This is a genomic window from Actinacidiphila polyblastidii, from assembly GCF_036353415.1.
Taxonomy (GTDB): domain Bacteria; phylum Actinomycetota; class Actinomycetes; order Streptomycetales; family Streptomycetaceae; genus Actinacidiphila; species Actinacidiphila polyblastidii.
The window spans coordinates 1-19,870 of record NZ_JAZEWV010000015.1; the positions used below are offsets into that span (position 1 = coordinate 1).

A 19,870-nucleotide genomic window follows, 5' to 3' on the forward strand; every position below is an offset into this window, starting at 1 on the left:
TCCGGGCCGGAGATGACGTACAGCCCGTGCGGGGGTGGGGGGCGGGGGCGATAGGGTTCCGGGGTGAGCGGCATCGAGATGGATGAGTTCGGGTCCCTGGTGGAGCGCCCCGACGCGGACTCGCGGCGGGACTCGCAGGAGCGGTGGCAGAAGCTGGTGCGGCCGGCGGACGGGCTGGGCAAGCCCGCCGAGCTGGCGGACTGGCTGGCCGCCGTGCAGGGCCACGTGCCGGTGAAGCCGATCACGCGCCCGCGCGTGCTGATCTTCGCCGCCGACCACGGCGTCGCCGCTCTGGACGTGTCCGCCCGCCCCGCGGGCACCGCGGCCGCGCTGGCCCGCGCCGCGATCGACGGCAGCGCGCCGGTCACCGTCCTCGCCCGCCAGTACGGCGCCGGCGTCCGCGTGATCGACATGGCGCTGGACTGCGACCCGGCGGAGCTGCCCGACGAGGTGACCGCGCACCGGGTCCGCCGCGGCTCCGGCCGGATCGACGTCGAGGACGCGCTGACCGCCGAGGAGGCGGAGCAGGCGTTCCGCACCGGGATGGCGCTGGCCGACGAGGAGGCCGACTCCGGCACCGACCTGGTGCTGCTGGGTGACCTGAGCGTCGGCGGCACCACCGTCGCCGGCGTGCTGATCGCCGCGCTGTGCGGCACCGACGCCTCGGTGGTCACCGGCCGCGGCTCCGGCATCGACGACCTCACGTGGATGCGCAAGTGCGCGGCGATCCGCGACGGGCTGCGCCGCGCCCGCCCGGTGCTGGGCGACCAGCTGGCGCTGCTCGCCGCGGTCGGCGGCGCCGACTTCGCCGCGATCACCGGCTTCCTGCTGCAGGCCGCGGTCCGCAAGATGCCGGTCGTGCTCGACGGCGTGGTCAGCGCGGCGTGCGCGCTGGTCGCGCAGCGGGTGGCCTTCCGGGCCCCGGACTGGTGGGTGGCGGGCGGCGCGACCGGCGAGGCCGGCCAGGACAAGGCGCTGGACCGGATCTCGCTGGAGCCGCTGCTGGACCGCGGCGTCTCGGCGGGCGGCGGCACCGGCGCCGTACTGGCCCTGCCGCTGCTCCAGGCCGCCGCCGCGCTGTCGGCGGAGCTGGCCGGCTGACAGCGCGACCGCCGTACCGCGCGGGGCATACCGGATAATCCGGTCATTTCGGAATAGGCTTCCCGTTCATGGGAACCGCCCGGCGCGCTGCCGCCTTCACGGTGTGGTACCTCCGCATCGTGACCGCGGTGAACCTGCTGGGCGCCGTCTGGGTCAGCTTCGGCACCGACATCCGCCGCCACAACGCCCAGAACTACTTCACGCCCTATCTGCTGACCGCCGGCTTCACCTCCGCCGCCTTCGCGCTGTTCCTCGCCGTCACGATGCGGCGGCGCAAGCGCGCGGCCTGGATCCTCAACCTGATCCTGTGCGGGCTGTTCTTCGCCGCGCTCGCGCTCAGCATGGTGTGGCCGGAGATCCACCGGCACGCGCAGAACTGGGTGTCCCTCGGGCTGACCACCGCGTTCCTCGTCGCGCTGCTGCTGGGCCGGCGCGAGTTCCGGGCGAAGGGCGACCGGGCCAACCCCTGGCAGGCCGCCGTCGCCGCCGTGGTCGGCCTGGTGCTGGCCGCGCTGGTCGGCACCGCGCTGGTCGCCGTCACCAACTCGGAGAACGGCGCCGGGTTCGGCGACACCTTCGGCTACGCCCTGGTCCGGCTGGTCTCGCTGGTCCCCAGCGACGCCGGGTTCATGACCATCGTCACCCCGGGCTGGGTCGACGTCGTGATCAACATCATGAGCACCCTGCTCTTCCTGCTGGTGCTCTTCGTCGCCTTCCGCTCCCCGCGCGGCCGCGAACTGCTCGGCGCCGAGGACGAGGAGCGGCTGCGCGGCCTGCTCGGCCGCTACGGCGAGCGCGACTCCCTCGGCTACTTCGCGCTGCGCCGCGACAAGAGCGTCATCTGGTCGCCCACCGGCAAGTCCGCGATCGCTTACCGGGTGCTCGGCGGCGTCACCCTCGCCTCGGGCGACCCGATCGGCGACCCCGAGGCGTGGCCGGGCGCGATCGACGCCTGGCTCGCCGAGGCGAAGCAGCACGCCTGGGTGCCGGCGGTGATGGGCGCCAGCGAGGAGGCCGGCACGGTCTACGCCCGGCACGGCCTGGACGCCCTCGAACTCGGCGACGAGGCCGTCGTGGAGACCACCGACTTCACCCTCGACGGCCGTGCGATGCGCACCGTCCGGCAGGCGTACAACCGGGTGAAGCGGTCCGGCTGCACCGTCCGCATCCGGCGGCACGCCGCCATCCCGCCGGACGAGATGGACGTGCTGGTGGAGCGCGCCGACCACTGGCGGGACGGCGGCACGGAACGCGGCTTCTCGATGGCCCTCGGCCGGCTCGGCGACCCCGCGGACGGCGAGTGCGTGATGGTGGAGTGCCAGGACGGCGACGGCACACCCCGGGCGCTGCTCAGCTTCGTGCCGTGGGGGCCGCACGGGCTCTCCCTCGACCTGATGCGGCGTGACCGCGGCGCGGACAACGGCCTGATCGAGTTCATGGTGATCGAGCTGATCCAGCGCGCCGACGAGGTGACCGTCCAGCAGGTCTCGCTGAACTTCGCCATGTTCCGCTCGGTGTTCGAGCGCGGTTCGCGGCTCGGCGCAGGACCGGTGCTGCGGCTGTGGCACTCGCTGCTCACGTTCTTCTCGCGCTGGTGGCAGATCGAGTCGCTGTACCGCGCCAACGCCAAGTTCCGCCCGATCTGGGAGCCCCGCTATGTGCTCTTCGGCAAGTCGAGCGAACTGCCCAGGATCGGGCTCGCCGGAGCCCGTGCCGAAGGCTTCCTCGGAGTGCCCCGGCTGCCCACACCGCTGCGACGGCGGCGCAGCGGCTGAACTCCCGCCGCCCGCACGGCGAGCCCCCGTGCGCGGCCGCGTCCGCGGCTCCGTACCAGGCCGCGCACACGGCTTCGTACGGGCCGAGTGGGGCGGCGTCTTCCCGGACGTGTGGCGGGCGCTGCGCACCGCGCGGCTGCGGGCGGTGCCGCTGACCGCGGCCTCCTGCGCGGGCATCCTCGCGCTCCAACTCGTCCAGCGCGACGACGCACTGAGCGACTGGGTCGAACGGCTCGGCGGCGTCTACGCCACCCTCCCCTGGTGGACGGCCATACTGCGCACGCCCCTCTCGCTCTTCGTGCCCGACCCCTCGCTGCCCATCTGGGGGCTGCTCCTCCAGGTCGTGGTGGTGTTCGGGATCGCCGAGACCACGCTGGGCGCGCGGCGCACGCTGGCGGTCGCGCTGCTGGCCACGGTGGCCGGCACATGGTGCGCCCGCTGGACGCTGTGGGCGGGGCCCGACCCGTTCCCCTTCCTCGGCCTGACGCCGCGCGCCCTGCACGTGCGCGACACCGGGCCCTCGGCGGCCGTCGTGGCGCTCGGCGTGTACACCGCCTGCCGCTACCGGGCCTGGTGCACCGCGGCGGCCATCGCCGTCGCGATGGTCGTCGAGGTGGTCTGGGTGACCAACCTCGCCGGGTACGAACATCTGACCGGCGTCGCCGCGGTGCTCGTGCTGGCCGCGGCGGAGACGGGTCTCGGCCGCCGCGGAACCCCGGCCGAACTGCCGCGATAGCCTCGCGCGGTGACCGCAACCCCGTCGGCCTCCGGCCCGGCGTCCCCGCTGGACGCGCTCCGCTTCGCCTTCGGCACGCTCACCGTGCTGCCGGTGCGGGTGAGCCGCTGGGACCGCGCGGCCGCCCGCGGCGGCATGATCGCCGCCCCGCTCGTCGGCGTCGTGGTCGGACTGTGCGCGGCCGTTGCCGGCGCGGCGCTGCTACGGCTCGGTGCGAGCCCGCTGGTGGCCGCCGTCGCGGCGGTCGCGGTACCCGCCGCGCTCACCCGCGGGCTGCACCTCGACGGGCTCGCCGACACCGCCGACGGGCTCGGCAGCGGCAAGCCCGCGCAGGACGCGCTGCGCGTCATGAAGCAGTCGGACATCGGTCCGTTCGGGGTGCTCGTGCTGGTCCTCGTCCTGCTCGCGCAGGTCGCCGCGGCCGCGGACGGCTACGGGCAGGGGGCGCTGCGCGGGGGCGGCGCCGTGGTGGCCGCGGCGGTCGCCGGGCGCGGCGCGATGACGCTCGGCTGCCGCGGCGGGGTGCCCGCGGCGCGCGCCGACGGGCTCGGCGCCGCCGTCGCCTCCGCGGTGCCGCGCGCCACGGCGGCCTGCGTCGCCCTCCTGTGCGCCGCCCTCGCCGCCGCCGCCGTCGCCTCATGGCGCGGCGCCCTCGCCGCCGTACTCGCGCTCCTGTGCGCCGAACTCCTCCTGCGGCGCTGCGTCCGCCGCCTCGGCGGCGTCACCGGCGACGTCTTCGGCGCCCTGTGCGAGGCCGCCACCACTGCCACGTACGTGGCGCTCACCCTCCACTGACCTCGCCCCCTCCGCGCCCGTCCTTCCCTGAGGCGCGGGCGAGGGCGGTACACCGCCACCGGCCCGGTGGGCTGTTGCTGCCGTCCCCGGACCACCGCCCGGCGCCCCTGGCGGGGCGCAGCCCCCACCGCCGTCCGGGCGCAGCCCGGGGCCTTTCAGGGGCGCGGGGAACCGCGCGACCAGCGACCCCGACGAGGCTGTACGTCGGCACCGCCCCGAAGGGGCAATTCCCGCCGTCCCCGGACCACCGCCCGGTGGCCGGTTGCCCGCGCCCCTGGCAGGGCGCAACCCCCACCGCCGTCCGGGCGCGAGCCCGCGGACAGGGCGGGAGCACGGCGCGATCTGGGCGCTGACCAGGTGGGGCGGGGTGGGGCGTCGGGGGGAGCGGGGGGCGTCCGCGACGCGGACAGCGCCGGGGCGGAATACGATGCGAGGGGCCGGGCCGGCCCATCCCACCGGCCCGCACGCACAAGGACCTCGACCGAATAGGACCTCATCCACCGTGACTGCTCTGACACTCAGTACCTCCTCCGCCGCGGCGTTGCGCGCGGACGCCGTCGTCGTGGGCGTGACGAAGGGCCCGAAGGGCCCCCGTCTCGCTCCGGGAGCGGAAACCGTGGATGCCGCCTTCGACGGCAAGCTCGCCGGCCTGCTGGAGACGCTGGGCGCCTCGGGCACCGAGGGTGAGGCGACCAAGCTGCCCGCGCCGTCCGGCGTGAAGTCCGCGGTCGTGCTGGCGGTCGGCCTGGGCGAGGCCCCCGACGACGGGGTGGCGTACGACCCGGAGGCACTGCGCAAGGCGGCCGGCGTGGCGGCCCGCACCCTGGCGGGCGCCAAGAAGGCCGCGTTCGCGCTGCCCGCGGGCGACCCGGCCGACGTCGAGGCGGTGGCGACCGGCGCGCTGCTGGGCGCGTACGCCTTCACCGCGTACCAGTCGCAGAACGGCTCGGGCCCGGCCAGGGGCCCGCTCGGCGAGGTCGCGGTGGTCGGCGCGAAGCCGCGCGACAAGGCGCACAAGGCGGCCGCCGAGCGTGCCGTCGCGGTGGCCGAGGAGGTCAACCGCGCGCGCGACCTGATCAACATGCCGTCCAACGACCTGGACCCGAAGGCGTTCGCCGCCGCCGTGCAGGCCGCCGGCAAGGAGTTCGGCCTGAAGGTCGAGGTGCTGGACGAGAAGGCGCTCGCCAAGGGCGGCTACGGCGGCATCCTCGGCGTCGGCCAGGGTTCCGCGACGCCGCCGCGGCTGGTCCGGGTGGCGTACGCACACCCCAAGGCGGAGCGCACGCTGGCCTTCGTCGGCAAGGGCATCACGTACGACTCGGGCGGCATCTCGCTGAAGCCGGCCGGGCACAACGAGACGATGAAGTGCGACATGAGCGGCGCGGCCGCGGTGTTCGCGGCGATCGTGGCGGTCGCCAAGCTCGGCCTGAAGGTCAACGTGACGGGCTGGCTCGCCCTCGCCGAGAACATGCCCGGCGGCGCGGCCACCCGGCCGGGTGACGTGCTGAGGATGTACAGCGGCAGGACCGTCGAGGTGCTCAACACCGACGCCGAGGGCCGCCTGGTGCTGGCCGACGCGCTGGCCCGCGCCTCCGAGGAGGCGCCGGACGCGATCGTCGACGTGGCCACGCTGACCGGCGCGATGGTGCTGGCGCTGGGCGAGGGCCGGTTCGGCATCATGGCGAACGACGACGCGTTCCGCACCGCGGTGCACACCACCGCGCTGGCGGCCGGCGAGGACTCCTGGCCGATGCCGCTGCCGCAGCAGCTGCGCAAGACCTTCGACTCCCCCACCGCGGACATCGCGAACATCGGCGTGCGGATGGGCGGCGGCCTGATCGCCGGCCTGTTCCTGCGCGAGTTCGTCGGCGAGGGCATCACCTGGGCGCACCTGGACATCGCGGGGCCGGCCTTCCACGAGGGCGCGCCGTTCGGCTACACCCCGAAGGGCGGCACCGGCACCGGCGTGCGCACCCTGGTGAGCCTGGCCCGCCAGACCGCCGCGGGCGACCTGCTCTAGCCCTGGCCGGCGGCAGGACCGCGTGAGATCCGTCACTACGGCCCCGGGCTCACGGACCGGGGCCGTATCTCGTTCGTCTCACCCAGGCGGCCCGGTGGCCCGCCCGGCGTCAAGAAGTGCGAGGATGTTGTCTCGGCACGACAGGGCCCCCCTTTGAGACAAAGCGGCCGAACCAAAGCCGCCGACCGGTCATGGAGGCCGGATCCGGCGTACATGCATGGAGGACGTGACGTGGCGAACGACGCCAGCACTGTTTTCGACCTAGTGATCCTCGGCGGCGGCAGCGGCGGTTACGCAGCCGCTCTGCGTGCCGCGCAGCTGGGGCTCGACGTCGCCCTGATCGAGAAGAACAAGCTCGGGGGCACCTGTCTGCACAACGGCTGCATTCCCACCAAGGCGCTGCTGCACGCCGGTGAGATCGCGGACCAGGCTCGCGAGAGCGAGCAGTTCGGGGTGAAGGCCACCTTCGAGGGCATCGACATCGCGGCCGTCCACAAGTACAAGGACGACGTGATCTCGGGCCTCTACAAGGGCCTGCAGGGCCTGGTGGCCTCGCGGAAGGTGACGTACATCGAGGGCGAGGGCCGGCTGTCCTCCCCCACCTCGGTGGACGTCAACGGGCAGCGGATCGAGGGCCGGCACGTCCTGCTGGCGACCGGCTCGGTGCCGCGCTCGCTGCCGGGTCTGACCATCGACGGCAACCGGATCATCTCCTCCGACCACGCGCTGGTGATCGACCGGGTCCCGCAGTCCGCGGTGATCCTCGGCGGCGGCGTGATCGGCGTGGAGTTCGCCTCGGCGTGGAAGTCCTTCGGCACCGACGTGACGGTCGTCGAGGGCCTGCCGCACCTGGTGCCGGTGGAGGACGAGAACAGCTCGAAGCTGCTGGAGCGGGCGTTCCGCCGCCGCGGCATCAAGTTCAACCTGGGCACCTTCTTCCAGAGTGCGGAGTACACCGACAGCGGTGTGAAGGTCACCCTCGCCGACGGCAAGACCTTCGAGGCGGAGGTGCTGCTGGTCGCGATCGGCCGCGGCCCGGTCTCGCAGGGCCTCGGCTACGAGGAGCAGGGCATCGCGATGGACCGCGGCTACGTGCTGGTGGACGAGTACATGCGCACCAACGTGCCGACCGTCTCGGCGGTCGGCGACCTGGTGCCCACCCTCCAGCTCGCGCACGTCGGCTTCGCCGAGGGGATCCTGGTGGCGGAGCGGCTGGCCGGCCTGAAGGGCGTGCCGATCGACTACGACGGCGTGCCGCGGGTGACGTACTGCCACCCCGAGGTCGCCTCCGTGGGCATCACCGAGGCGAAGGCCAAGGAGGTCTACGGCGCGGACAAGGTGGTCACGCTCAAGTACAGCCTGGCCGGCAACGGCAAGAGCAAGATCCTCAAGACCCAGGGCGAGGTCAAGCTCGTCCAGGTCCGCGACGGCGCCGTCGTGGGCGTCCACATGGTCGGCGACCGGATGGGCGAGCAGGTCGGGGAGGCGCAGCTCATCTACAACTGGGAGGCGCTGCCCGCCGAGGTCGCGCAGCTCATCCACGCGCACCCGACGCAGAGCGAGGCGCTGGGCGAGGCCCACCTGGCTCTGGCCGGCAAGCCGCTGCACGCCCACGACTGACCCTCCACCCGCCACCCCATCCGCACAGATCCGTTAGGAGCAACCGCAACCATGGCGGTTTCCGTAACCCTGCCGGCGCTCGGCGAGAGCGTGACCGAGGGCACCGTCACCCGCTGGCTGAAGGCCGAGGGTGAGCACGTCGAGGCCGACGAGCCGCTGCTCGAGGTCTCGACCGACAAGGTCGACACCGAGATCCCGTCGCCGGTCTCCGGCGTGCTGTCGTCCATCAAGGTCGCCGAGGACGAGACCGTCGAGGTCGGCGCCGAGCTGGCCGTCATCGACGACGGCTCCGGCGCGCCGGCCGCGGCCCCGGCCGCCGAGGCCGCGCCCGCACAGCCCGCGGAGCAGCCCGCACAGCCCGCGGAGCAGCCCGCTCCGGCGGCCGAGCAGCCCGCCGCGGCCGCTCCGTCGACCGAGCAGGCCGCGCCCTCCCCCGCCCCGACCGCCGAGGCGGCCGCGGGCGCGAGCGGCGCCCAGGGCACCGACGTGGTGCTGCCGGCGCTCGGCGAGAGCGTCACCGAGGGCACCGTCACCCGCTGGCTGAAGGCGGTCGGCGAGAGCGTCGAGGCCGACGAGCCGCTGCTCGAGGTCTCGACCGACAAGGTCGACACCGAGATCCCGTCGCCGGTCGCCGGCACCGTCCTGGAGATCCTGGTCCAGGAGGACGAGACGGCCGAGGTCGGCGCGCGGCTGGCCGTCGTCGGCGCGGCGGGCGCGGCCCCCGCGGCGGCTCCGGCGCCTGCCGCGCCCGCCCCCGCCGCGGCTCCGGCGCCCGCCGCCCAGGCCCCCGCACCTGCGCCCGCGGCTCCGGCCCCGGCCGCCGCACCGGCCCCGGCGCCCGCACCGGCCGCTCCCGCACCGGCCGCACAGGCCCAGCCCCAGCCCCAGGCTCCGGCTCCGGCTCAGGCCGCTCCGGCTGCCGCCCCCGCGGCCCCCGCCGGCGCGGGCGACGACAGCGCGTACGTCACGCCGCTGGTCCGCAAGCTCGCCGCCGAGAACGGCGTCAGCCTCGGCTCGGTGCGCGGCACCGGCGTCGGTGGCCGGATCCGCAAGCAGGACGTGCTCGCGGCCGCCGAGGCCGCGAAGGCGGCAGCCGCCGCCCCCGCGGCTGCTCCGGCCGCCGCGAAGGCCCCGGCCGCGGTGTCCCCGCTGCGCGGCCAGACCGTCAAGATGACCCGGATGCGCAAGGTCATCGGCGACAACATGATGAAGGCCCTGCACTCGCAGGCGCAGCTGACCAGCGTGGTCGAGGTGGACGTCACCCGGGTCATGCGGCTGCGCGGCCTGGCCAAGGAGTCCTTCGCCGCCCGTGAGGGCGTGAAGCTCTCCCCGATGCCGTTCTTCGTCAAGGCCGCCGCCCAGGCGCTCAAGGCGCACCCGGTGATCAACGCGCGGATCAACGGGGACGAGGGCACGATCACCTACTTCGACTCCGAGAACATCGGGATCGCGGTGGACTCCGAGAAGGGTCTGATGACCCCGGTCATCAAGGGCGCGGGCGACCTGAACATCGCCGGCATCGCCAAGAAGACCGCGGAGCTGGCCGGGAACGTCCGGTCGAACAAGATCACCCCGGACGACCTGGCCGGCGCGACCTTCACGATCAGCAACACCGGCTCGCGCGGTGCGCTGTTCGACACGGTCATCGTGCCGCCGAACCAGGCCGCCATCCTGGGCATCGGCGCGACCGTCAAGCGCCCGGTGGTCGTGGAGACCGCCGAGGGCACGGTCATCGGCGTGCGGGACATGACGTACCTGTCGCTGTCCTACGACCACCGGCTGGTGGACGGCGCCGACGCGGCCCGCTACCTGACCGCGGTCAAGGAGATCCTGGAGGCGGGCGAGTTCGAGGTCGAGCTGGGCCTGTGAGCCGGGTCTAGCGCACCGGCGAGCACCGACACGCGCGGCGCCCCCGTACCCTGCCGGGGTACGGGGGCGCCGCACGTGCGACGGGGGAGGCACGGTTGCGCCGTGCCCGTATCGTCTATGGCACGCAACGTGTGAAGGAGTGCGCCCGATGGCCTCTGCCGCAGCCCCCCACCTGATCGTGCACAGCCTCCGCGAGCAGATCCGCGAGCACATCCTCGAAGGCATCGTCAGCGGCCGGTGGCAGCCGGGCGAGCGCATCGTGGAGCGCAGGATCGCGGTGGAGCTGCAGGTCAGCCAGACGCCCGTACGGGAGGCGCTGCGCGAGCTGGAGTCGCTGCGGCTGATCGAGGCGGAGCCGAACAAGGGTGTGCGGGTGCGCAACCTGACGGCGGCCGACCTCAAGGAGAGCTATCCGGTGCGGGCCGGTCTCGAGCAGGTCGCGGCGGAGCTGGCGGCCGGCCGGCTGGCCGACGACCACTCGGCGCTGGAGCGCGAGGTCGCCGCGCTGCGCGAGGCGGACGCGGAGCTGGACGGCGAGGCGCAGGTGCGGCACACCGTCGCCTTCCACCACGAGCTGGTCAGGGCGGCCGGGAACGCGGTGCTGCTGCACGCGTGGGAGACGCTCGGCATCGAGGTCTGGACGACGCTGTCGATCCGCTGGCTGAGCCCGGCGCCCCGCGCGTACGCGACCGAGCACCAGGAGCTGGTGGACGCCTTCGCGCGCCGCGACCCGGACATCTGCGCGCTCATCAAGTCCCATGTGCTGAGCTGCGCCCCCCAGGTCTGACGAGCGGGCCGCCGCCCGCCGCGCACGAGGCGCGCTCACCACTGTTTCCAAGGAAGACCAGGTCAGGCACGGGGTGCCTGCAAGGCTGGCACCCCGTGCCGACTTGGAAAACCCGACCGGGAATCATTGATCGATCATCGATCGCAGGCGTATCGTCGAGTGCGGGGAGCGAAGCCCTGTCGTGCCGACACGCACTCGCACCCACACGACCCTCCCTCCGTTCGGAAGGCGGCCACCCATGCCCGACGCCGTACGTCAGCCGCGGCTGAGCCAGCTCGACCAGATCCCCGACCGGGACTCCGAAGAGACCGCGGAATGGCGCGCGTCCCTCGACGCCGTCGCGCGCGCCGCCGGCCCCCACCGTGCCGCGTACCTGATGCGCCGCACCCTGGAGAGCGCCGCCGGCGACGGCATCGCGCTGCCCTCCCTGCTGGAGACCGAGTACATCAACACCATCCCGACCTCCGCCGAGCCCGCCTATCCGGGCGACGAGGCGATCGAGGCCAGGATCACCGCCTGGAACCGCTGGAACGCCGCCGCGATGGTCACCCGCGGCAGCCGGCAGGGGCTCGGCGGCCACATCGCCACCTTCGCCTCGGCCGCCTGGCTCTACGAGACCGGCTTCCAGCACTTCTTCCGCGGCAAGGAGGGCCCCGGGTCAGGCGACCAGCTGTACCTCCAGGGCCACGCCTCGCCGGGCGTCTACGCCCGCGCGTTCCTCGACGGCCGCCTCACCGAGGCGCATCTGGACCGCTTCCGGCAGGAGACCGGCGGTGACGGCCTGCCCTCGTACCCGCACCCGCGCCGGCTGCCCTGGCTGTGGGAGTTCCCCACCGTCTCCATGGGCATCGGCCCGCTGTCCGCGATCTACCAGGCCCGCTTCAACCGGTACCTGGAGCACCGCGGCATCAAGGACACCTCGGACTCCCGCGTGTGGGCGTTCCTCGGCGACGGCGAGATGGACGAGCCGGAGTCGACCGCCGCCCTGGCGCTGGCCGGCCGTGAGGGCCTGGACAACCTGACCTTCGTGATCAACTGCAACCTGCAGCGCCTCGACGGCCCGGTCCGCCCCAACTTCAAGATCGTGCAGGAGCTGGAGGCGCAGTTCCGCGCCGCCGGCTGGAACGTGGTCAAGTCGCTGTGGGGCGCGGCCTGGGACGAGGTGCTCGCCCTCGACACCGACGGCGCCCTGCTGCGGCGCCTGCGGGAGGTCCCGGACGCGCAGTTCCAGACGTACGCGACCCGCGACGCGGCCTACGTGCGCGAGCACTTCTTCGGCGCGGACGCCTCGCTGCGGGCGATCGGCGCCGGGCTCACCGACGCGAAGGTCGTCGAGCTGTTCCAGACCTCGCGCGCCGGACACGAGCCGCGCAAGGTGTACGCGGCCTACCGCGCCGCCGTCGAGCACAAGGGCGCGCCGACGGTGATCCTCGCGCAGACCGTCAAGGGCTGGACGCTCGGCGCGGGCTTCGAGTCCCGCAACGCCAACCACCAGATGAAGAAGCTCACCGGCGCGCAGTTCCGCACCATGCGCGACCTGCTGGAGCTGCCGATCCCGGACAGCGCGCTGGACGCCGACGTCGTCCCGTACTGGCACCCCGGCGAGAACTCCCCGGAGCTGCGCTACCTGCGCGAGCGGCGCGCCGCGCTCGGCGGTCCCGCGCCGGCCCGCAAGGTCACCGCGCGGCCGCTGCCGCTGCCGTCCGACAAGGCGTACAAGGCGGTGGAGCAGGGCTCCGGCACCCAGGAGATCGCCACCACCATGGCCTTCGTCCGGCTGGTGAAGGACCTGATGCGGGAGAAGGAGACCGGCCGCCGCTGGGTGCCGATCGTCCCCGACGAGGCCCGCACCTTCGGCATGGAGTCGCTCTTCCCGTCCGCCGGCCTCTACTCGCCCAAGGGCCAGACGTACGACCCGGTCGACCGCGACCAGCTCCTGTACTACAAGGAGGCGAAGAACGGCCAGATCCTCAACGAGGGGATCACCGAGGCCGGCTCGCTCGCCGACTTCACCGCGGCCGCCACCTCGTACGCCACGCACGGCGAGCCGATGATCCCGTTCTACATCTTCTACTCGATGTTCGGCTGGCAGCGCACCGCGGACCAGTTCTGGGCGCTCGCCGACCAGTTGGGCCGCGGCTTCGTGATCGGCGCGACCGCGGGACGCACCACGATGACCGGCGAGGGCCTCCAGCACGCCGACGGCCACTCGCACCTGATCGCCTCCACCAACCCGGCGGCGATCTCGTACGACCCGGCGTTCGCCTACGAGGTCGCGGTGATCGTGCGCGAGGGCCTGCGCCGGATGTACGGCCCCGGCAGCGCCGACGAGGACCCGAACGTCTTCTACTACCTGACGGTCTACAACGAGCCGAAGGTGCAGCCCGCCATGCCCGCGGGCGTGGAGGAGGGCATCCTCAAGGGCCTCTACCGCTACCGCGAGGCGCAGCCCCCGGCCGCGGACGCCCCCCGGCTCCAGCTGCTCGCCTCCGGCACCGCCATCCACTGGGCGCTCGACGCGCAGCGGATGCTCGCCGAGGACTGGGGCGTCGCCGCCGACGTGTGGTCCGCGCCGTCCTGGACCGAGCTGCGCCGCGAGGCGCTGGAGTGCGACGCGGCGCGGCTGCGCGGCGAGGAGCGGGTGCCGTACGTGACCCGCGCGCTCGAGGGCGCGGCCGGCCCGGTGGTCGCGGTCAGCGACTGGATGCGGGCGGTGCCCGACCAGATAGCCCCGTGGGTGGAGCAGGACTGGACGTCGGTGGGCACCGACGGGTTCGGCCTGTCCGACACCCGCGACGCGGCCCGCCGCCACTTCGGGGTGGACCCCCAGTCGCTGGTCGTGCAGGCGCTGGGCGCACTCGCCAGGCGCGGCGACATACCGCCGGCGAAGGTCAAGGAGGCGGTGGCGCGCTACGGCCTGTGAGCGCACGCAGACCGGCCCCCGGAGCGTCCTCCGTCAGGCGGGCCGGTCTGCGCCGCCCGCCGTAGCCGGCCACGGCACGCTCGGCGTATCCGGTGCGTACGCGCGCGGACCCGGCGTCGGCAGGACGACGCCCCGTCCTGGCGTACGGCAACGGGTGCCGCCTCTCGACGCACCGAACGCGACCTGGGAGACGCGCGTAGCGCCGGGGGCACAGGCGCCCGGTGGCACCCTTGTCACCTGGAGAAGCACCTGTTCCGGCCGCGCAGCGCCGCACCGGCGGCCGGAAAGGGATTGCGGGCGTCTACACCGGACGGCTACGGTCCCCCGGATGCCTGCCAATCCCAGCCCGTTGACGGCTCCCACCGCCGATGACTTCCGCGCCTGGCACCGCGTGCAGGCCGCCGCGCTCGCGCACGACCGGCCCGGCGAACCGATCCCCACCCAGGACGCGGTGCGGGCGAGGCTGACCACCGTGAGCAGCGGCATCCGCCAGGTGCTCTGGCTGGTGCGCGGCAAGGGCGACGACGCGGTGGCGATCGCCCTGCTGCGCCTCTTCGACGACCCGGGCCGCAGCCACCGCGCCGACGTCGACATGACGGTCCACCCCGCGCACCGCAGGATGGGCGCGGGATCGCGGCTGCTGGCGACCGTCACCGAGGCGGCCGCCGCCGCGGGCTGCCGGGTCGTGCTCACCACGGTGCCTGCCGGGACGCCCGGCGAGGGCTTCCTCGGCACCCGCGACTTCAAACCGGTGCTCCGCCAGACGCACCTGCGGCTGCCCCTCGCCGAGGTGCCCGACCGCATCCGCAAGCTGCCCGAGGTGCCGCACCCCGGCTACCGGCTCGCCTTCTGGCCCGGCGTCGCCCCCGACGAGATGGCCGCGCCCTTCGCCCGCGCCCGCGCCACGATGGCCGGGCTGCCGGCCGCCGGCCCCGACCGCGGGCAGGTGACGTGGGACGAGGCGCGCGTCCGCGAGACCGCCGAGGTGATCGCGCGGCGCGGCGAGCGGCTGCTGACCGTCGCCGCGGTCAGCGAGAGCGACGGCTCGGTCGCCGGCTTCACCCAGCTCGTGGTGAGCCCCGACGCCGCGGAACCGGCCCGGCAGCACGACACCGCGGTGCTCCCCGGGCACCGCGGCAACGGGCTCGGCCGGTGGGTGAAGGCCGAGATGCTGCGCCTGCTCCAGGCCGAGCACCCCGAGGTCACCGAGATCGACACGAACAACGCGGACGACAACCGCCACATGCTGGCGATCAACAGCGCCTTCGGCTTCCGCCCGCACCGGCGCACCGTCGCCTACCAGATGACGCTGCGGCGCCGCTGACCGCGGCTCCGAGGGGCATACGCCGGACGGCAGAGCCGGTCGTACCACCGGATCGTGGGCCCGGCTACGTCACGACACGGCTGCCATCCGGGGCACTGAGCGTGCGTGCGGGGGCCGTTACCGGGAAGCTGTACGCGTGATGGACGAGACGGAGTTCTGGGAGATCGTCGACAGTACGCGCGAGGCGGCCGACGGCGATCCGGAGGAGCACGCCGACCTGCTGGTCGAGCGGCTCGCACAACTCGACCCGGACGCCGTGCTGGACTTCGCCCGGCACTTCGAGACCAGATTCGCCCGCGCCTTCCGGTGGGACCTGTGGGCCGCCGCCGACATCATGCTCGGCGGCGCGGACGACGAGTCCTTCGACTACTTCCGCTGCTGGCTGATCGGCCAGGGCCGGCACGTCTTCGAGGGCGCCCTGCACGCGCCGGACGACCTCGCCTTCCTCGTCGCGGAGTTCGACGCGGAGACCGACGGCGACGCGGAGGATCTCGGCTACGCCGCCGACGAGGCGTACGAGCAGCTCACCGCGGTACGCCTGCCCGACCTCGAACTGCCCGTCCAGGACGCCCCCGAGGGCGAACCGATCGACTTCGACGACGAGTCCGCGATGGGGTCCCGCTTCCCCCAGCTCTGGGCGCGCTTCGGCTGAGACCGAGGCTGAGGCGTCGGCTGACGCCGGGGTTCGGTGCGGGCGCCGCGCGGGTGCGGCGCGGCGTCCTTACGCCGCCGGCACCGGCCCAGGGTGCAGGATGGCGCCATGCGTATCGCTGTGACCGGCGCGTCCGGTCTGATCGGCTCCGCACTCGCCGCGAGCCTGGCCGCCGACTCCCACGACGTCGTCCGCCTGGTGAGGCACCGGCCGCGCACCGCGGGCGAGGCCCACTGGGACCCGGCCGCCGGGACCGTCGACGCCGCGGGCCTCAACGGCTGCCAGGCCGTCGTCCACCTCGCCGGAGCGCCGATCGGCACCCGCCGGTGGACCGACCAGCGCAAGAAGGAACTGCGCGACAGCCGGGTGCTCGGCACCGCCGCGATCGCCCGCGCGGTCGCCGCCATGGACACCCCACCCGAGGTCCTCGTCTGCGGCAGCGCCATCGGCTACTACGGCGACACCGGCGACTCCTGGGTCGACGAGGAGAGCCCGGCGGGCACCGGGTTCCTCGCCGACCTGGTCCGCGACTGGGAGGGCGCCGCCGGGCCCGCACGCGACGCCGGCATCCGGACCGTGCACGCGCGTACGGGTCTCGTGGTCTCCACCGGTGGTGGTGCGTGGGGGCGGCTGTTCCCGCTCTTCCGCGCCGGCCTCGGCGGCCGCCTCGGCAGCGGCCGCCAGTTCTGGAGCTTCATCGCGCTCCACGACGAGGTCGCGGCGCTCCGCCACTTGGTGGACACGCCGTCGCTGTCCGGCCCGGTCAACCTCACCGCCCCCGAGCCGCTGACCAACCGCGAGGTCACCGCGGCGATGGGACGCGTCCTGCGCCGCCCCACCCTCGCCACCGTTCCCGCCCCCGCGCTGCGCCTCGCCCTCGGCGAGTTCGCCGGCGACATCCTCGCCAGCCAGCGCGTCCGCCCCGCCGCGCTTCTCGGCTCCGGCTTCACCTTCGCCTTCCCCACCATCGAGCAGGCCCTGCGGGCGGCGATCCAGCGCTGAGCCTGCCGGCGGCGGCGGGTGGGGGCTGGGGTGGGTGCGGGGCCGGGTGGTCCTGGGGCGGGGGCCGGGGCCTCCGGGGTGGGGGCGCGGGGTGGGGGGAGGTGGCCCTCAGGTCTGCGTGGTGGGGGTGGGGGTGCGGCCCTGGAAAGAGCGTGGGCAATCCGCTTCGACCGGGGTCGACAAGGGCATGATTCGCGCAACGTGCGCGAATGCGGCCATCCCCGTCACGGGGCGCGGGGGCGGGACCCCGTGTGCCCGGCGCCTCGGTGTGCCCGGCCCGTCGTCGTACGCAGCGGGGAACGGACCCGATCTCCGGGAGGGGCATCGTGCTCGCACCAGCACGCCGGCAAGGGGCAGCCGCAGCGGCGGACGTGATCGTGATAGGGGCGGGACTCGCCGGTCTCGCCGCGGCGCACCATCTCATCGACGGCGGCCTCAGGGTCACCGTTCTGGAGGGCGCGGACCGGGTGGGCGGCCGGATGGCCACCGACTCGGTGGCCGGTTTCCGGCTGGACCGCAGCCCGGCTCTGCTCAACACCTCGTACCCCGCGCTCGGGCACTGCTCGGCGCTGCGCGGGCTGCCGCTCGCGCCCGTCGCGCCGGGCGCGGTGGTTCGCGCCGCCGGCCGCGGCTACCGGGTGGGCGATCCGCGCGGCGCGCGGGCCGCGTTCAGTCCGGTACGGGCGCCGATCGGCTCCACGCTGGAGCGGGCCCGGCTCGGCGCGACGCTCAGCCGGCTGGCCGCCACTCCGGTGCCGCGGCTGGTCGCCAGGCCGGAGACGACCGCGGCGCTGGCGCTCGGCCTGCGGGGCTTCGCGCCGCGTACCGTGGAGGGCTTCCTGCGGCCGCTGCTCGCCGCGCTGCTGTGCGATCCGGAGCTGGTCACGTCGAGCCGGGTCGCGGACCTGGTGCTGCGCGGCTTCGCCCGCGGCCGCACCTGTCTGCCCGCGGGTGGCGCCGCGAGCCTGCCGCGGGCGCTGGCGTCCGCGCTGCCGCCCGGCACCGTGCGGCTGGGCACCCGCGCCGCGCGCGTCGCGGTGAACGCGGTGCTCACCGAGGACGGCACCGAACTGCCCTGCCGCGGCGTGCTGGTGGCCACCGACGCGCGCTCCGCGGCGGCACTGCTGCCGGGGCTGCGGATACCGGCCTTCCACCAGGTGACGGTCATTCACCACGCGGCGCCGTCGGCGCCGCCGTTGCGCGAGCCCGCGCTGGTGCTCGACGCGGACCGGACGGGACCGGTCTCGCACACCCTGCCGGCCAGTGCCGTCGATCCGACGCGAGCGCCGGCGGGCCTCGCACTGGTCACCTCGGTGGTGCTCGGCCCGCCGCCGGACGGCGACGACGACAAGGCGATCCGGGCGCATCTGGCGGAGCTGTACGACACCTCGACGGACGGCTGGGAGCTGCTGGCGCTGCACACCGACGCGCAGGCGGTGCCGGCCATGCCCGCGCCGCACGACCTGCGCCGGCCGGTACGGCTGCTGTCCGGGCTGTACGTCTGCGGCGGACACCGCGGCACCAGCACGGTCCAGGGCGCGCTGCACTCGGCCGGCCGCGCCGCCGCGGCCGCCCTGCGCGACCTCGCGCCCGCGGGGCACCCCGGGCGTCGCGACAACGCCGCCTGACCACCGCACAGGTCGCCCGCTGGGCGCCGCGCCGCCGTCCCCACGACGGGGGGGCGGCGCTCAGCGCACCGCGGCGGTGAGGGCGGCCAGCACGCGGGCCGCGTCCTCGGGTGTCGTGCGCCAGTTGGAGAAGGCGGCGCGCACCGCGGACACGCCGTCCAGCACCGTCGCGGTCAGGTAGGTCTCCCCCGCGGCGGCGACCGCGTCGAGGAACTCCGGGACCCGGGACGGGTCGTCGGCCAGGGTGAAGCAGACGACGTTCAGCCGCACGGGGGCGAGCAGCCGGAACGCGGGGTGCGCGTCGAGGCCCGCGCCGAGCAGCTCCGCGCAGTGCGCGGTGCGCACCACGATCTCGGCGTGCCCGGCCACCCCGTACGCGGTCAGCGCGAACCACGCGGCCAGCGCGCGCAGCCGGCGCGAGTTCTCCGGCGTCAGGTGCAGGAAGTCCGGGTGCGCCGCGGTGGGTTCGCCGAGGTAGGGCGAGGCGTTGTGGAAGACCGCCGTCTGCAGGTCCCGGCGCCGGGTGAACTGCACCGCGGAGTCGTAGGGCACGTTGAGCCACTTGTGCAGGTCGACGCAGACCGAGTCGGCGAGGTCCAGGCCCCGTACGAGGTGGGCGTGCGCCGGGGAGAGCCCGGCGAAGCCGCCGAAGGCGGCGTCCACGTGGAGCCAGAACGGGTGGCGCTCGCGCAGCGCGGCGATCGCCGCGAGGTCGTCGAAGTCCACCGTGTTCACGGTGCCGGCGTTGGCGACGACGATCGCGGGGCGGCCGCCGAGCGCGGCCAGCGACTCCTCCAGCGCGGCCGCGTCGACCGCCTCGCGTCCGGGCAGCACCGGGACGCGGCGCAGGCTGCCGCGCCCGATCCCCAGCACCGAGAGCGCCTTGCCGACGCTGGAGTGCGGGGAGCCGGACAGCACCTCGACCGGGCCGAGGGCGGCGACCCCCTGCTGCGAGACCCGCACCCCGAGGCGTTCGCCGAGCCACTCCCTGGCGATCGCCAGGCCCACCGTGTTGGAGGCGGTCGCCCCGCTGACGAAGGCGCCCTGGTGCGCCTCCCCCAGCCCGAACAGCTCGCGCAGCCAGCCGAGCGTCTCCTCTTCGAGCTGCGCGGCCCACGAGCCGCCGCCGCTCGACCCGTTCTGGTCGTACGCGGCGGTCAGCCAGTCGCCGGCCAGCGCGGCCGGCGTGGCCCCGCCGGTGACGAACCCCAGATAGCGCGGGCCCGCGCTGCCCGACACCCCGGCCTCCCACCGCCCCGCGAACCGCGCCAGCGCGCCCTCCAGCCCCACCCCGCGCGCCGGCGCTCCCTCCGCCCGCACGGGCGGCGCCCCCGCGGCCGCCACCCGACGCTCCCCGATCCCGTTCAGAAACCGGTCGGCATGGTCTTTCGTCGACGTCAACAGCCCTGACAGAGCGGCCAGATCGGCCGCGAGCAACGGTTCCATCCCCCGACCCTAGGCCGCCCCCGCGCCCCCGGCCGCCGGGCCGGTCGAACGCCCTTCGGCCGCCAGGCCGACAGGCACCCGCCCGCCCCCCAGGCCGGGCAACAAGCCCAGCCGCCAGGCCGGTGCGCACCCTCCCGGCCGCGCGGGGGCGGATGCCCCGGCGACGCCTGGACCGGGGCCGGGGCGACAGGA

General features: G+C 74.7%; 14 protein-coding genes. 13 read left to right on the forward strand and 1 reads right to left on the reverse strand.

Annotation, left to right across the window (positions count from 1 at the left end; genetic code table 11):
* The first annotated feature begins 78 nt into the window (after positions 1–78).
* From cobT to V2S66_RS19395, 13 genes are all read left to right on the forward strand, one after another.
* Positions 79–1,101 (forward strand): nicotinate-nucleotide--dimethylbenzimidazole phosphoribosyltransferase, encoded by a 1,023-nt coding sequence (gene cobT, locus V2S66_RS19335; protein ID WP_413966433.1) that lies wholly within the window; start codon positions 79–81, stop codon positions 1,099–1,101.
* 68 nt (positions 1,102–1,169) lie between these two features.
* Positions 1,170–2,876: a phosphatidylglycerol lysyltransferase domain-containing protein gene (locus V2S66_RS19340; RefSeq protein WP_330797106.1), complete on the forward strand. Its 1,707-nt coding sequence runs from the start codon at positions 1,170–1,172 to the stop codon at positions 2,874–2,876.
* 28 nt (positions 2,877–2,904) lie between these two features.
* Entirely contained in the window at positions 2,905–3,612 is a 708-nt protein-coding gene (locus V2S66_RS19345; protein WP_330797107.1) for a hypothetical protein, read from the forward strand.
* A gap of 9 nt (positions 3,613–3,621) precedes the next feature.
* Positions 3,622–4,407, forward strand: a complete 786-nt coding sequence (locus V2S66_RS19350; RefSeq protein WP_330797108.1) for an adenosylcobinamide-GDP ribazoletransferase — start codon at positions 3,622–3,624, stop codon at positions 4,405–4,407.
* 502 nt (positions 4,408–4,909) lie between these two features.
* The gene (locus V2S66_RS19355; RefSeq protein WP_330797109.1) at positions 4,910–6,427 is read left to right on the forward strand and encodes a leucyl aminopeptidase; all 1,518 of its coding nucleotides are present in this window, start codon (positions 4,910–4,912) and stop codon (positions 6,425–6,427) included.
* Between the two features lie 231 nt (positions 6,428–6,658).
* The gene (gene lpdA / locus V2S66_RS19360) at positions 6,659–8,047 is read left to right on the forward strand and encodes a dihydrolipoyl dehydrogenase (RefSeq protein WP_330797110.1); all 1,389 of its coding nucleotides are present in this window, start codon (positions 6,659–6,661) and stop codon (positions 8,045–8,047) included.
* A gap of 51 nt (positions 8,048–8,098) precedes the next feature.
* On the forward strand, positions 8,099–9,916 hold the full coding sequence (sucB, locus tag V2S66_RS19365; RefSeq protein ID WP_330797112.1) for a 2-oxoglutarate dehydrogenase, E2 component, dihydrolipoamide succinyltransferase: 1,818 nt from the start codon (positions 8,099–8,101) through the stop codon (positions 9,914–9,916).
* Between the two features lie 148 nt (positions 9,917–10,064).
* Positions 10,065–10,703, forward strand: coding sequence for a GntR family transcriptional regulator (locus V2S66_RS19370; RefSeq protein ID WP_330797113.1), 639 nt, complete (start codon positions 10,065–10,067; stop codon positions 10,701–10,703).
* 238 nt (positions 10,704–10,941) lie between these two features.
* Positions 10,942–13,626: a pyruvate dehydrogenase (acetyl-transferring), homodimeric type gene (gene aceE, locus V2S66_RS19375; RefSeq protein WP_330797114.1), complete on the forward strand. Its 2,685-nt coding sequence runs from the start codon at positions 10,942–10,944 to the stop codon at positions 13,624–13,626.
* 328 nt (positions 13,627–13,954) lie between these two features.
* On the forward strand, positions 13,955–14,950 hold the full coding sequence (locus tag V2S66_RS19380; protein WP_330797116.1) for a GNAT family N-acetyltransferase: 996 nt from the start codon (positions 13,955–13,957) through the stop codon (positions 14,948–14,950).
* Positions 14,951–15,089: 139 nt separating this feature from the next.
* Positions 15,090–15,602, forward strand: a complete 513-nt coding sequence (locus tag V2S66_RS19385) for a DUF4240 domain-containing protein (RefSeq protein WP_330797223.1) — start codon at positions 15,090–15,092, stop codon at positions 15,600–15,602.
* Between the two features lie 108 nt (positions 15,603–15,710).
* A complete protein-coding gene (locus tag V2S66_RS19390; RefSeq protein ID WP_330797117.1) occupies positions 15,711–16,604 on the forward strand; it encodes a TIGR01777 family oxidoreductase in 894 nt (297 codons plus the stop codon).
* A gap of 326 nt (positions 16,605–16,930) precedes the next feature.
* Positions 16,931–18,232, forward strand: a complete 1,302-nt coding sequence (locus tag V2S66_RS19395; protein WP_330797118.1) for an NAD(P)/FAD-dependent oxidoreductase — start codon at positions 16,931–16,933, stop codon at positions 18,230–18,232.
* A gap of 60 nt (positions 18,233–18,292) precedes the next feature.
* Here V2S66_RS19395 and V2S66_RS19400 read toward each other — a convergent pair whose 3' ends face one another.
* Positions 18,293–19,678 (reverse strand): pyridoxal phosphate-dependent decarboxylase family protein, encoded by a 1,386-nt coding sequence (locus V2S66_RS19400; protein ID WP_330797119.1) that lies wholly within the window; start codon positions 19,676–19,678, stop codon positions 18,293–18,295.
* Positions 19,679–19,870 lie beyond the last annotated feature (192 nt).